We start from the raw sequence: 14,370 nt of genomic DNA on the forward strand, positions 1-14,370 counted from the left end.
AAGATTTTTCGTCATACCACAAAGATATTTATATCGGTGTGTGGAACTACCCGTTATGCCAGAGAATGGCAGTCAAGAGAACCGAGAGAGGGCCTACTCCCGGCGGACGCTTCTGAAAGTCGGGTCGATGGGAACGGTCGTCGGCCTCGCCGGATGTTCCGGCGGAGGCGACGCCGAACCCACCGAAGCCGGCGGTGAAACGACCGCGTCCGATACGGAGGGCGGTGGGGAGGAGACCACCGCGAGCGAGGAGACCAGCAGTGGCGGCGGGGGGTCGGTGGCCGACCCCCTCTGGAGTACGTCGGGGCTTCGGGACCCACCGAACCAACTTCACTACAACTTCTACAACCCGAAACAGCGAACCTCGCGGCAGTTCGTGTGGGACAAACTCGCCGAGACCCACTACGGGCTGGAGGACGAACTGTTCTACCCGATGCTGGCCGAGGACTGGACGTTCGACGGCGACGAGCCGTCCCTCACCATCACGCTCAAGGACTCGACGTGGTGGCACAACGACGAACCGGTCACCTCGAAGGACGTCTGGACGCTGGCGCAACTGGAGCGGGCTGGCGGCCGCGAGGCGTTCCTACCGAGCGTGACGGAGGCGTTCGAGATGCCGGACGACAAGACGTTCAAGATGGTGCTGACCGGGGAGACGAACCCGCAGATCCTCCAGACGCAGGTGCTGACGCGGGTGATGTCGACGCCGTACTCACACTTCGGCGAGTACGCCGACCGGATCGCCGAGAACCCCGAAGACACCGACCTCCACGACGAGATTCTCCAGGAACTCGAAGCGCAGGTCACCATCGACGAGCGCATCGGTAACGGGCTGTTCAAGATAACCGAGGCGACCGGACAGCGGTACAAGGCTGACGTACACAGCGGTCACTGGGCCTCCGGAGAGTGGAGTGGCGCCGAAGGGGCGGAAGTCCTGTTCGCGCCGAACAGCGACCGACAACTCCAGCAGTTCCTCTCCGACGAGACCGACGCGCTCGGGCAGAGCGCGCCGGCCGAGGTGCAAGACCAGTTCCCCGACCACGCCGTCTCGGTCACCATCCCGCAGACGGCGGGGCTGGGGCTGGGGTACAACCACAACATCGAACCGCTCGGGGACCGCCGCGTCAGGCAGGCCATCACCCACGTCCTCGACCGGGAGACCATCGCCGGGAACATGGGCGGGACGCGCACGGCCGACGAGTACATCACCGGCATCAGCGTCTCCGAGAGCCAGTACATCCCTGAGGACGTGCTGAGCAACTACCCCACCTACCCGGTCGACACGGAGCGGGCCACCTCGCTCCTCGAGTCGGCGGGGCTGTCGAAGGACGGGGACACGTGGATGCTCGAGGACGGGTCGCCGTTCGAACTGCCCATCAAGAGCCCCTCGAACCTCGGCCCGTGGGTGAAGGCGGGCCAGACCGTCGCGAGCCAACTGAACAACTTCGGCATCAACGCGCAGTTCGTCACCGAGGAGAGCGGGAAGTACTGGGGCGAGACGTGGCCGAGCAACGACTTCACGGCCAACTTCATGTACTGGGGCGGGTGGCGCGTCTACCCGTACAACGGGCTGAACGCCTCGCTGTACGGCCACCGACACGACAACAACGGCTACCCCGGAAAGGAGAAGAACGGCGGCGAGGTGGAGGTGCCGATGCCCATCGGGAACCCCGACGGGGAGACCCAGACCGTCAACGTCGGCGAGATGCTGAAGGAACTCGCGGCGTCCGTCGACGAGGGGCGGAACGCGGAGATAATCCAGACGCTCGCGTGGGCGTACAGCCAGACGCTCCCCGAGAGTCCCATCGTCGAGCGGTCGAGCATGGGCTGGGTCACGAACGACGACTGGAACATCCCGACCGAGGGCGACAAGCACCGCAAGATGAAGAACTCCCCGGGCGCGTGGATCGACGCCGGGCTGCTCACCCCGAAGTCGGAGTAGCGCCCTCGGTCGCCCCCCGCGTTCGACGCCCCGGTTTTCTTTTCTCGGTTCTCGGTCGTCCGGTCGGTCCCGTTCACCGTTTATCGGGCGATGGCGGACGTCCGGAGGCGTCAGGCGTCGTCGCCGAACCCCTGGTGGAACCCGACGAGTTTCTCCCGGCTGAAGTGCTCGACGGCGTACTTGATGCCCTCCTTGCCCTTGCCGCTGTCCTTGAACCCGCCGTACGGCATGTGGTCTGCGCGGAACCCGCTCACGGTGTTGATGTTGACGCCGCCCGCCTCTATCTCGTCGGCGGCCCGCTTGGCCCGGTCGATGTCCTGCGTGAACAGCCCCGCCTCCAGGCCGTACTCGGTGTTGTTCGCCTCCGCGATGGCCTCGTCGAAGTCCGCCACCGCGATGACCGGGACCAGCGGGCCGAACGTCTCCTCCTTCGCGGCCGGCATCTCCGGCGTCACGCCCGAGAGGACCGTCGGCTCGAACACGCGGTCGCCCAGGTCGCCGCCGTACCGGCCGCCGCTCTCGACGGTCGCGCCGGCGTCGACGGTCGCCTCGAAGACCTCGACGACCGACTCGAACTGCTCGTCGTCGACCATCGAGGCGACGTCCGTCTCGTCGTCGGTCGGGTCGCCGACGACGAGCGACTCCGCGGCGTCCACCAGCGCCGCCACTACCTCCTCCTCGACGTGTTCCGGGACGATGACCCGCTCGACGCTGTTACACACCTGCCCCGCGTTCGAACACGCCCCGCCGACGACGTTCGCGGCGGCGGCCTCGATGTCGGTGTCGTCCCAGACGATGGTCGGGTCGTTCCCCCCGAGTTCGAGTGTCACCTCGCGCATCCCCGCCTCGTCGGCGATGCGCTTCCCGACCGCGGTACTCCCGGTGAACGAGATGGCCTCGACCGCGTCGTGGCTCGTGAACACGTCGCCGGCGACGCTCCCGCTCCCGGTGACGACGTTCACCAGGCCGTCGGGCGCGCCGACCTCCTCGCACGCCTCGTCGAGGTACTCGAACAGGCGGACGCCGACGAGCGGGGTGTTCGACGCCGGCTTCCCGACGACGGCGTTGCCCGCGGCCAGCGCCGGCCCCACCTTGTGGACCATCAGGTTCAGCGGGAAGTTGAACGGGGTGATGGCGGCGACGACGCCCAGCGACTCCCGCTGGGTGAACGCGTGCGTCCGGTCGAACCCCCGCTGGGCGTCCATGGGGACGTACTCGCCGAACTGGCGCTTGGCCTCCTCGCCGGAGAGCCGCAGCGTCTGGACCGCGCGGTCGACCTCCGTCGCGGCCTCCGAGAGGGGTTTACCCTGCTCCGCCGTGAGCAGTTCCGCCACCGAGTCGAGGTCGGCTTCGAGGCGGTCGGCCGTCTCGGTCAGCAGTTCGTACCGCTCGTAGGCGGACAGGTCGGACTCGCGGTGCGCGCGGTCGGCGGCCTCGACGGCCGCCACGACCTGTTCCTCGGTCGCCGCCGGCGCGGAGCCGACCCGGCTCCCGTCGTACGGGTTCGTCACCTCGAATCGGTCGTCACCCGCTATCCACTCCCCGTCGACGAGCAGGTTCGCGTCGTACTGGTCGGTGTGCTCTAGGCTCATGACGTGTAGTGTCACGCACACAGTTACGGCCGATAAGCCTTGCGTCCCCGTCCCGGGTGCCCCTCGCCCGCGACCCGGCTCACGCGACGCCGAGCGCGCGGACGGCAAGGAGCGCGAGCGTCGAGACGACGAGGAGGTGGGTCGCCGCGAGCAGGACGGGTCGCACGCCAGCCCGCCGGGCCGCCGACAGCTCTATCTTGAAGCCGAGACCGGCGAACGCGAGCAGGAACAGGACGTCCGACGCGGCGTCGAGCGTCGCCAGCGTCGACCGTCCGACGGGGACGACGTTGACCGCGGCGGCGAGGAGGAGGAAGCCGACGACGAACCAGGGGACCCGACTCCGGAGCGTGCGGAGCGACCCGCGGAGGTCCACGTCGTCGCCGGTCGCGTCCGCGTAGACCAGCGAGTACCCGACGACGACGGCACCGATGAGCGTGTTGCGAACGAGTTTCGTCATCGTCGCCCACGTCCCCGCCGTCTCGGAGACGGCGAACCCCGCGGCGGCGACCGGTCCGGTCGAGAACATCGACAGGCCGGCCCAGACGCCGAACGCGCGCCCCGAGAGGCCGAGCGGTCCGGCGACGAGGGGGAACGCGACGAGCGTCACCGCGTCCAACAGCAGCACCGTCGAGACGACGTATCCCACGTCCGTCTCGTCGGCGTCGATGCCCCGGGCGACGGCGACGACCGCCGAGACGCCGCAGACGCTCGCGCCGGCGGCCACGAGCGAGGACGCACGCCCGCGGACGCCGAACACGTACCGCCCGAGCGCCTCCGAGAGCAGGACGCCGAACGCCACCACCCCGACCGCGAGGAGGACCACCGCCGGTCCGACGTCCGCGACGGCCGCCACCGAGAGCCCCGCACCGAGGAGGACGATGCCCGTCTCCAGTAGCAGTCCGTACTGCTGGACTCCCGGTTCGGCCCACGCCGGAACTCCGTACAGGTTGGCGACGACGACGCCGACGCCGACGGCGACGACCAGCGGGTGGACGCCCGGAAACGCCGAGGCGACGACTCGCGCGGCGACGGCGACGGCGACGAGGACCGAGAGACCGGGCAGCGACCGGCGGACGGAGTCGTACGCTCCTGGGGACGGGCTGGGCCTCGTGGTGTCAGGCATCGACCCCGTTGACGACGTTCCGGACGTCGTCGCCGTCGAGTGCGGCGCGGACGATTTCGGCGGCGTCCCGTCGTCGCTGCTCGTTCGCCTCCTCGGAGTACCAGCCGACGTGCGGCGTCGCGACGACGGCGGGGTGGTCCCGGAGCGGGTCGTCCGGCGCCGGCGGTTCCTCGGGGAAGACGTCGAGACCGGCGCCGGCGAGTTCGCCGGCCTCCAGCGCGGTCCGGAGCGCGTCGCCGTCGACGATGGGACCGCGCGCCGCGTTGACGAGGTACGCCGTCGACTTCATCCGGGCGAAGGCGTCGTCGTCGAGCATGCCGCGCGTCCCGTCGGTCAGCGGGGAGTGGACCGACGCGAGGTCCGCGCGCGAGAGGAGGTCCTCGAACGAGACGAGCGTCGCGGGGGTGTCGGCCAGGTCCGACTCGTCCAGGAACGGGTCGGAGGCGACGACGGTCGCCCCGAGCGCCGCGAACCGCTCGCCTACCGCGCGGCCGATGGCGCCGTAGCCGACGACGCCCACCGTGAGTTCCGACAGCCGGTGGATGGGCTCGCCGACCTCGCGGTCCCACTCCCCTGTGGCGACCGACGCGTCGTACCGCTTGACGCTCCGGAGCAGCGACAGGCTCAGCGCCAGCACGTGCGTCGCTACCTCCTCGAGGCAGTACTCCGCGACGTTCGTCACCGGGATGCCGGCCTCGGCGGCCGCGTCGATATCCACGTTGTCGACGCCGATGCCGTACCGGGCGATGACCCGACAGCGGTCGAGGAGGGCGATACGCTCGGCGTCTATCTCCGCACGGAGGTTCAACAGCGCGTCGGCCTCGCGGAGGTCCGCCTCGGTAGCGGTGGTCGACCCGACCCCCGCCGACAGGTCCCTGACCCGCGCCACGTCGCCGAGGACCGACCGCTCGACCGACAGGTCGTCGAAGTCGTGGTCGGTAACCACGACTGTCTGACTGGGCATACCAACCCTCTCCGCTGGTGGTGAGATAAATGCGACGGTCGTCTGACTCGACGTGAGTCCCGCCCGGTCACTCCGGCGCCACGTCGTAGCCGTCGTCGATGCGGTGCGGGGTCCCCGTCGAGGCGGCGCGCTGCGCGCCGATGGCGACGGCCGCGGCGGCCTTGGCCTCCCGGGGCGTTCCCGGCGGTTCGGCGTCGCCGGTCAGACACCGGAGGAACCGCCACGACTGGAGGAGGTCGCCGCCCGCGTGTCCGGCGGACGCCGCGTCGGCGCGGTACCTGTCGCGCCCCTCCGCGTGGTAGTGGTCGACGGCCAGCGACTCCTCCGGACTCCGGAGCAGGCCGTCGCTCCCCCGGAGTTCGTACGTCCGGCCGCGCTGCCCCCACGGCGCGTACAGACACAGTTCCAGCGTGGCGATAGTCCCGTCGCCGTACTCGACGTGGACGGCCATCTGGTCGTCGATACCCGTGTCCGTGTCGAGGACGTGTCGCCTCCCGACCGCCTGCACCCGCCGGGGGTGCGCGCCGACGTACCAGTTGAACAGGTCGAAGTCGTGGACGTTCTTCTCGAGGAGGACGCCGCCGCTCCGATCGGCGTCGTAGCGGAACCCGGGGACGAGCGGCTGGCGCACCTCCCAGCAGGTCACCATCCCCAGGTCGCCGACCACTCCGTCGCGGACGAGGTCCCGGACGCGCCGGTAGAACGGCGACATCCGGAGGTTGAACGCGGGGTAGAACGTCCCCGAGAACGCGTCGGCGGCGTCGACGAGTCGGTCGTGGTCTGCGAGCGTCGTCGCCAGCGGCTTCTCGCAGAGCACGTCGACCCCGGCGTCGAACAGTCGCTCCGCGAGGCCGACGTGCGTGTCGTTCGGCGCGGCGACGACGGCGGCGTCGACCGCCTCCTCGGCGAGACAGTCGTCGAGCGCGTCGTAGCCGGCCGGGTCGTCGCCGCCCGCGCGGCACTCCTCGACCGTCCGCGCCCGCTCGTCCCCGTCGGGGTCGACGACGGCGGTCACGCGCGGGGCGAGGTCGGCGACGTCGGCGCCCCACTCGGGCGCCGTGCTCGCGTGGACGGCGTAGGCGTCCTCGGAGTGGTGCGCGCCGTCGGCCTTCGAGAGGTACGACAGGTCGCGTATCGAGCGCAGGTTCTCGGCGTGCCGTCGGGCGCGCTTCCCCGCGCCGACGAGCGCGACTGCCGGTGTCGACGTCATCGCTCGCCCGCTTCGCGACCGTGACGCAAGAAGCTACCGGGGCTCGCGGTCGCCCCGTCGACCGGCCCGAGGCCCCCGTCCGGACGTTCCGCCTCGTCGCCGCGCCTACGCGTGGTACTCGGCCGGGCGTATCGTCACTGGTGCGCCCTCCACGTCTTCGATGCGCGTCGCCAACCGCTCGCGGAGACCGTCGGCCACGTCCCGGTAGTCGGGACGGCCGACGAGGTTGACCTGCTCGTGGGGGTCCGCGCGCAGGTCGTAGAGGTAGCGCTCGACGTACGCGTCGCTCGCGGGGTCCTCGAACCCCTCCCTCTCGGGGGCGTAGACCGCGTACTTCCAGCGGTCGGTCCTGAGCGCCCGCTCGACGGCCGACTCGCTCACCTGGACGAACACGTCGTCGCGCCAGTCCTTGGCGGTGCCGTCGACCAGCGGGAGCACGCTCCGGCCGGTCATCTCGTCGGGGACGTCTAGGTCCGCGGCGTCGAGGAGCGTCGGCGCGACGTCGAGCAGCGTCGTGAGTTCGGGGACGCGCCCGCCGCCGTCGAACCCCGGGCCTCGGTAGACGGCCGGCACGCGGACGGACGCCTCGTGCGCGCTCCGCTTGTACTCGCCGTTGCGCGTCCGGAAGTGGCAGCCGTGGTCCGACGTGAACAGGACGACGGTGTCGTCACGCAGGCCCTGTGCGTCGAGTTCCTCGAGGAGTCGGCCGAGCGTCTCGTCGATGCGCTCGCAGATTCCGTAGTAGTCGGGCAGCGACTCGTACCAGTCGCCCGGCCGCCCCTCGAGGTCCGGCGGGACGTACGGGTTGGCGTGGCGCTCGGCGTACCCCTCCGGGGCGACGTACTCCTCCATGTCGTTCTGGTGGTGGGGTTCGAGTTGCGAGAGGAAACAGAAGAACGGCGACTCCCGCTCCTGCCGGACGAAGTCGACGGCGAAGTCGGCCATGGCGTCGACGCGGTACCGGTCGAACTCGACGCGGTCGCCGTCCTCGTCGTACACGTGTCCCGAGTCGGGGTGGGAGGTGAACTCCAGCACGTCCGCGGCGCGCCAGTAGCCGTCGTACCCCGCGCGGCGGTCGGGGGGTACCGGGTCGGTCCCCGCGTTCGCGAGGTGCCACTTCCCCACGTAACCCACGTCGTACCCCGCGTCTGCGAACCGTCCGGCCAGCGTCGGACCGCCGTCGTCGAGGCGGCGGGCGTTCTTCCAGACGCCGTTCTCCGTCGCGTGTCTGCTCGTCTGGATGCACGCGCGCGCAGGACCACAGACGGGCTGGGTAGTGAACGACCGCTCGAGGACGGTCCCCTCCGCCGCCATCCGGTCGAGGTTCGGGGTGACGCCGGCCGGACTCCCGTACGCGCCGACGGTGTCCCAGCGCTGCTGGTCGGTGAGCACGACGAGGACGTTCGGCCGGTCGGCGCCGCCGTCCGTCACGGCGACCTCACCTCGACGCGCGAACGGTCCGTCGCTCGCTCCGGTCGCTCTGAATCGAGCATACGCGTGCTACCGGGAGGAAGCAATTATGTGTTCGGGTGAGCGGGGTCGGGAGCCGGTTCCGGGTCCACCCCCAGAGTATTGGGGGACGGCCGCGAGTCCCCAGACAATGGAGTGCGACCGACCGAACGTCCTGTGGATATGCACGGATCAGCAGCGCTACGACACGCTCGGCTGTTACGGGAACAACCTGGTCGAGACGCCGGCCATCGACGGGCTGGCGGCCGACGGAGTCCGGTTCGACCGGTGTTTCACGCAGAGCACCGTCTGCACGCCGAGTCGAGCCAGCTTCCTCACCGGCCGTTACCCGCGGACGACGCGGTGCCGGCAGAACGGCCAGCCGATGCCCCGGGGCGAACGACTCCTCCCCCGTCGGCTGGCCGACGCGGGCTACGAGTGCGGACTCGTCGGGAAACTCCACCTCTCGCCGACCAACGCGGACCCCGGAGCCGCCGTCCACGAGGAGCCGGCTCGCCGCCTCGACGACGGCTACGGCGCGTTCGCGTGGTCCGCGTCGCCGGGCGACGACCGGCCCGCGAACGAGTACCGCCAGTGGCTCCGCGCGCAGGGCGTCGAGTACGAGCGGACGCCGGTCGACGGCTCCCCACACGTGTCCACGTCCGTCCCGCCGGAGTACCACCAGTCGACGTGGTGCGCCCGGACGGCCGAGCGGTTCGTCGAGACGATGGCCGACGCCGACGCGCCGTGGTGTTACTCGGTGAACATCTTCGACCCCCACCACCCGTTCGACCCGCCGCGAGCGTACCTCGACCGATACCTCGACGACCTCGGTGCCGTCCCCCTCCCGAACTACGACCCGTCGGAACTCGACGACAAGCCGGCGGTCCAGCGGGAGGCGGCGCGCGGCGACGGGTTGACCGCCGAGGGGTTGTCCGACCGCGAGCACCGCCTCGTCCGGGCAGCGTACTACGCGATGGTCGACCTGGTCGACGAGGCGGTCGGGCGGATGCTCTGCGCCCTCGACCGGACGGGACAGCGCGAGGAGACGCTCGTCGTCTTCCACTCCGACCACGGCGAGATGCTCGGCGACCACGGCGTCTACAGGAAGGGGCTGTACTTCTACGACCCCGCCGTCCGGGTGCCGCTGGTCTGCTCGTGGCCTGGCGTCCTCCCGGCGGGCCGCGAGACCGACGCGCTGGTCGAACTCGCGGACCTCGCGCCGACGCTCGCGGACGCCGCCGGCCTCGACCGCGCCCCGGGGACGCAGGGCCGGTCGCTCTGGCCCCGGCTCGCGGGCGAGGAGTCGCTCGACCGCCACCGCGAGGACGTCTACTGCGAGTTCTACAACGCCAACCGGCGGCACGACCCGCCCCGGTACGCGACGATGGTCCGGACCGACCGGTACAAACTCGTCCGCCACCACGGGGACGGCCCCGACGAGTTGTACGACCTGGAGGGCGAGCCACCCGAACGCGTCAACCGGGCCGACGACCCGTCGTACGCCGACGTCCGCCGAGACCTGCTCGAACGGCTCGCGGACCGGATGGCGCGGACGGTCGACCCGCTCCCCGAACGGGCGGGCGCGTGGTGACGGGCGCGCGGAAGGTGCGGCGGCCCGGAGCCCGACCCGGTACGGGACCCGCCCCGGCGCGGCAAGCTTCATGCTCCGGGGGCCCGACCGGGCGAACGCATGTCAGACAGGAAGCGTCCGGTCTCGACGGCGGCGGCACCGCAGAACGACAACCCGTACTCGCAGGGGGTGGTCAGCGGCGACTTCGTGTTCGTCTCCGGGCAGGGGCCGACCGACCCCGAGACGATGGAGCGCGTCGACGGCGACATCGGCGCGCAGACGGAGCGGACGATACGGAATATCGCCGGCATCCTCGAGGGCGCCGACGCGTCGCTCGACGACGTGGTGAAGGTCACGGTGTACCTCGCGGACATGGACGACTACGACGCGATGAACGAGGCGTACGCCGAGTTCTTCGACGAGGACCCGCCGGCGCGCGTCTGCGTCGAGGTGGCCCGCCTCCCGGGCGACATCGAGGTGGAGATCGAGGCCATCGCCCGGGTGTAACCGGTTCCGGCGTCGGTGAGCGTGGACCGGCGACGACCGGCCGGCCCCGCTACGACTCCCGGTAGCCCGTGTAGTGGCCGCCGGCGAACCGGAGGTCGGTCGGGGTGAGGTCCCCGTCCGAGACGAACCCCTCGGGTCTGTCGGCGAGACGCTCGACGAGGCGCGACTCGAGTCGCTCCCGCTCGTCGGCGGCGTCCGGGTCGTCGCTCCGGTCGGTCTCCTCGCGAGGGTCCGACGCCAGGTCGAACAGCAGCCGGTCGTCGGTCACGGGGTTCCAGACGAACTTCCACCGGCCGTCGACGAGGAACTGCGTCGCGTTCTCCGGGTGGTAGATGGGACCGTGTTCCCCGTGGTACGCCTCGCGCCAGTCGGCCGACCCGCCGTCGAGCAGCGAGAGGAGACTCGACCCCTCGACGGTGTCCGGAATCGCGACCCCGGTCGCGTCCAGAACCGTCGGCATCAGGTCCTCCAGCCCGACCGGGCGGTCGACCACCAGACCGCGGTCGACCGGGACTCCTGCGGGCGGTTTGACCACGAGCGGGACGCGCGCCGACCCCTCGTACGCGAAGCACTTCCGCCAGAGGTGGTGGTCGCCGAGCATCTCGCCGTGGTCGGAGGTGAACACGACGAGGGTGTCCTCCCAGAGACCGAGCGAGCGTAGCGCGTCGAACACCCGTTGAACCTGGTGGTCGACGTGCGTGACGAGGCCGTAGTAGCCGACCCTGGCCCGGCGGTTCGCCCGCGTCGACAGGTCGCCACACCACGCGTCCGTCGGCGGGTGCGACGGGAGCAGGTCGCCGTGCGTCTCCTCGACCCAGTCGCCGACGGCCGGGTCCGGTATCGCGGCGTCCTCGTACATCTCCCAGTAGTCCCGCGGCGGGTCGAACGGCGTGTGCGGTTTCAGGTACGAGAGGTTGAGGAAGAACGGGCGGGTGGGGTCGCGCCGCTCCAGGAACTCGACCGCCCGGTTCGTCGTCCAGACGGTGGGGTGGAGCGGCTCCTCGTACGGCCACGGGCGCGCGAGCCAGTCGTTCGGCCCGAGTCCGTGGTCGTACTCGTCCATGCCGTCGGGGAGTCGCTCGCCGAGGGCGGCGTCGTACTCGGCGCCGGGTTGGAGGTCGATTCGGTCGAATCCGAGCGAGTTCCGCGACGGCTGGGAGTGGAGTTTGCCGGCGAGCGCCGTCTGGTACCCCGCCTCCGAGAGTTCTCCGGAGAGCGTGTGGTCGAACTCCCAGGCGTCCGTGGTCCAGTTGGGACAGCCGTTCGTCGCCGGCGTCTGTCCCGTCCGGAGGCAGCGACGCGCCGGGATACACGACGGTGCCGGCGTGTAGTTCCGAGCGAACAGGACGCCCTCGCCGGCGAGGGCGTCGAGGTTCGGCGTGGAGACGAGCGGGTCGCCGTGTTCGTCGCGCGGGACGGCCGGGTCGGCGCCGAGGCAGTCGCCGCGCTGCTGGTCGGTGGTGACGAGGAGGACGTTCGGCCGGTACATACCACCCCACTGAACGGGGTCCCACATGAGTGTGCGGGACGGGAACGGCGGGGAGTCGGGCGCCGGACGTTCGCTCCCCGCGAACGTCCGGGACGCCCCCAGGGACCGAATCGAGGTGGCTGACGACCCGGTAGCTTCCCCGTCTCGTGTTCACACGAGGCGAACAGTTAACTACCCCTACTCCAATCAGGGGACATGGCGCAGACGAACAAGCGGGACGGACCGTGGCGGACCATCGACGCGGTGAACACTTCGGTCCGGGTCCTGGAGGCCCTCCGGCGGCTCAACGGGGCGGGCGTCACGGAACTCGCCGACGAACTCGACGTCTCGAAGGCCGGGGTCCACAGCCACATCGCGACGCTGTACGAGAACGAACTCGTCACGCGCGAGGGGGACGAGTACCGGCTGAGCCTCCGGTTCCTCGACTTCGGCGAGTACGCGAAGCAGAACGTCCCGGTCTACGACGTGGTGCGCGAGCAGGTGGACCGACTGGCCGAACAGACGGGCGAACTCGCCCAGTTCATGATCGAGGAACACGGGTGGGGAATCTACGTCCACAAGGCGCGCGGCGAGAACGCCGTCCGGACCGCCTCGTACGTGGGCGACCGGAAGCACCTCCACTGCACGGGCGTCGGGAAGGCCATCCTCTCGTCGTTCCCCGACGAGCGCGTCGTCGACATCCTCGACAGGCGCGGCATGCCGCCACAGACGGAACACACCATCACCGACCGCGACGAACTGCTGGCGGAACTCGACGCCATCCGGGAACGCGGCGTCGCGTTCGACGACCAGGAGATACTCCGCGGACTCCGGTGTGCGGCGGTTCCTGTCGAGAGCACGGAGGGGGACCTCCTCGGCGCCATCTCCGTCGCCGGTCCCATCTCGCGGATGAAGGGCGAACACCTCTACGAGGAGATTCCGGAGGTCCTCGAGAACACGGCGACGGTCGTCCAGGTGAACGGCGCGCAGGCGTAAGCGGGGGTGCGAGCGGTCGTCCCGACCCCCCTCGCCCGCGATTTTATTATCGGGTGGCGTATGGACCCGCACGTGAGCCGGCCCAACGTCCTCTGGATCTGTACCGACCAGCACCACTACCGGGCGCTGAGCTGTGCCGACCATCCGGTCGTCGAGACGCCGAACGTCGACCGCATCGCAGAGGACGGCGTCCAGTTCACCGACGCGTACTGTCCGTCGCCCGTCTGCGGCCCGTCGCGCGCGGCACTGTTCTCGGGGCGGTACCCACGGAACAACGGGGTCGAGGGCAACTGGGAGCCGTTCGACGACGGCGTCGCGCTGCTCCCGGACCTGCTCGCCGACGCGGGCTACCAGACGGCGCTCGTCGGCAAACTCCACTTCGTCCCCACCCACGGCGCCCACGGGTTTGAGTACACCCGGCGCCACGACTCGATGAACGACCTCTACTACCCGGAGAAGCCGTACTTCTCGGACTACGTCGAGTGGCTGGCCGAGGAGTCGTACGGCGGCGACGTCTCCGAGGTGGTGCGACGCGCCAGCGCCGACGAGGGGGCGTACGGGGAGCACCGCGACATGCTGCGGTTCCTCCTCGGGTCGGACTGGCGGAGCGAGGCGGAGCACTCGAACACGTGGGTCGGCGACGAGACCCGCGAGTACCTGCGCGAACACCGCGAGGAGCCGTTCTTCTGCTTCGCGTCCTACTTCGGCCCCCACCAGCCGATGCGGGCGCCGGGTCGGTGGGCCGACCGGTACGACCCCGACGAGATACCGCTCCCGCCGGAACTCGACGTCGCCATCGACGACAAGCCGGTGGCACAGGAGAAGGCCGAGGCCGGCGGCGTGTTCACCCACTTCGAGCGGTACGGCTGGGACGAGCGGCGGTACCGGGAGGTGCTGGCGGCCTACTACGGGCAAGTGGAGATGATAGACCACAGCGTCGGTCGCGTCCTCGACGAACTCGACGCGCAGGGGTTGCGCGACGACACCGCAATCGTGTTCACCGCCGACCACGGCGACCACGCGGGTCAGTTCGGCTGGTTCTTCAAGAGCACCATGTACGAGGGGTCGGCGCGCGTCCCATTGCTCGTCGACCACCCCTCGGGGACCGCGGGCGAGACGTGCGACCGCGTGGTCAACACGCTCGACCTGTTCGAGAGCGTGCTCTCGTGGTGCGACGTCGACCACGACGTCCCGACGCCGTCCCGCGACCTGACGCCGCTGTGTCGCGACCCGGACGCCGACGTCAGCGGACGGACGTTCGTCGACCACAGCAGCGGCGTGGCGGTCGTCGACGGCGACTACAAACTGATTCGCGGTGAAGACCCGCACGGCAATCCGGCGTACGAACTGTACGACCGGACGGTACGGCCGGACGACGCCGACAACCTCTGGGACCACCCCGACCACGCGACCGAGCGGCGCGAACTGCTCGACCGGCTGGCGGGTATCGAGCGCTCGCTCGACGAGGACCCCGCCGCGGCGCTTCGATAGCGTCCGCAGTCGGCGGGGAGCTACACGCCGTCGCGGTGGGGGAGGCTGCTCGCGG

At 70.4% G+C, this 14,370-nt stretch carries 11 protein-coding genes; 5 read left to right on the forward strand and 6 right to left on the reverse strand.

The features are described from left to right. Positions 1-55 precede the first annotated feature (55 nt). Entirely contained in the window at positions 56-1,942 is a 1,887-nt protein-coding gene (locus tag AC6RUA_RS16395) for an ABC transporter substrate-binding protein (RefSeq protein WP_499815821.1), read from the forward strand. A 110-nt stretch (positions 1,943-2,052) separates the two neighbouring features. On the opposite strand, the gene AC6RUA_RS16400 is transcribed toward AC6RUA_RS16395, so the two are convergent. The 5 genes from AC6RUA_RS16400 to AC6RUA_RS16420 form a co-directional block, all read right to left on the reverse strand. Beyond that, a complete protein-coding gene (locus AC6RUA_RS16400; RefSeq protein WP_499815822.1) occupies positions 2,053-3,534 on the reverse strand; it encodes an aldehyde dehydrogenase family protein in 1,482 nt (493 codons plus the stop codon). A gap of 79 nt (positions 3,535-3,613) precedes the next feature. Next, positions 3,614-4,657, reverse strand: coding sequence for a YeiH family protein (locus AC6RUA_RS16405; protein WP_499815823.1), 1,044 nt, complete (start codon positions 4,655-4,657; stop codon positions 3,614-3,616). Beyond that, positions 4,650-5,621 (reverse strand): C-terminal binding protein, encoded by a 972-nt coding sequence (locus AC6RUA_RS16410; RefSeq protein WP_499815824.1) that lies wholly within the window; start codon positions 5,619-5,621, stop codon positions 4,650-4,652. Before AC6RUA_RS16410 ends, AC6RUA_RS16405 begins: the two co-directional genes overlap by 8 nt. A 67-nt stretch (positions 5,622-5,688) precedes the next feature. Continuing rightward, positions 5,689-6,831 carry a Gfo/Idh/MocA family protein gene (locus AC6RUA_RS16415; protein ID WP_499815825.1) on the reverse strand — a complete coding sequence of 381 codons (1,143 nt, stop codon included), beginning with the start codon at positions 6,829-6,831 and terminating at the stop codon, positions 5,689-5,691. Between the two features lie 105 nt (positions 6,832-6,936). Then, positions 6,937-8,262, reverse strand: a complete 1,326-nt coding sequence (locus AC6RUA_RS16420; RefSeq protein ID WP_499815826.1) for a sulfatase family protein — start codon at positions 8,260-8,262, stop codon at positions 6,937-6,939. Positions 8,263-8,431: 169 nt separating this feature from the next. Between AC6RUA_RS16420 and AC6RUA_RS16425 the strand changes: the two genes are divergently transcribed. Both AC6RUA_RS16425 and AC6RUA_RS16430 read left to right on the forward strand, forming a co-directional pair. After that, positions 8,432-9,874 carry a sulfatase family protein gene (locus AC6RUA_RS16425; protein ID WP_499815827.1) on the forward strand — a complete coding sequence of 481 codons (1,443 nt, stop codon included), beginning with the start codon at positions 8,432-8,434 and terminating at the stop codon, positions 9,872-9,874. Positions 9,875-9,973: 99 nt separating this feature from the next. After that, entirely contained in the window at positions 9,974-10,360 is a 387-nt protein-coding gene (locus tag AC6RUA_RS16430; protein ID WP_499815828.1) for a Rid family detoxifying hydrolase, read from the forward strand. Between the two features lie 49 nt (positions 10,361-10,409). Here AC6RUA_RS16430 and AC6RUA_RS16435 read toward each other — a convergent pair whose 3' ends face one another. Further along, positions 10,410-11,849: an arylsulfatase gene (locus AC6RUA_RS16435; protein ID WP_499815829.1), complete on the reverse strand. Its 1,440-nt coding sequence runs from the start codon at positions 11,847-11,849 to the stop codon at positions 10,410-10,412. A 195-nt stretch (positions 11,850-12,044) separates the two neighbouring features. On the opposite strand from AC6RUA_RS16435, the gene AC6RUA_RS16440 reads away from it, so the two are divergent. Together AC6RUA_RS16440 and AC6RUA_RS16445 are read left to right on the forward strand one after the other, a co-directional pair. Next, positions 12,045-12,824: an IclR family transcriptional regulator gene (locus tag AC6RUA_RS16440; protein ID WP_499815830.1), complete on the forward strand. Its 780-nt coding sequence runs from the start codon at positions 12,045-12,047 to the stop codon at positions 12,822-12,824. A gap of 72 nt (positions 12,825-12,896) precedes the next feature. After that, positions 12,897-14,315 (forward strand): sulfatase family protein, encoded by a 1,419-nt coding sequence (locus AC6RUA_RS16445; RefSeq protein WP_499815831.1) that lies wholly within the window; start codon positions 12,897-12,899, stop codon positions 14,313-14,315. Positions 14,316-14,370 lie beyond the last annotated feature (55 nt).

The sequence above is a fragment of the Halorarum sp. SLYT50 genome (genome assembly GCF_059821265.1).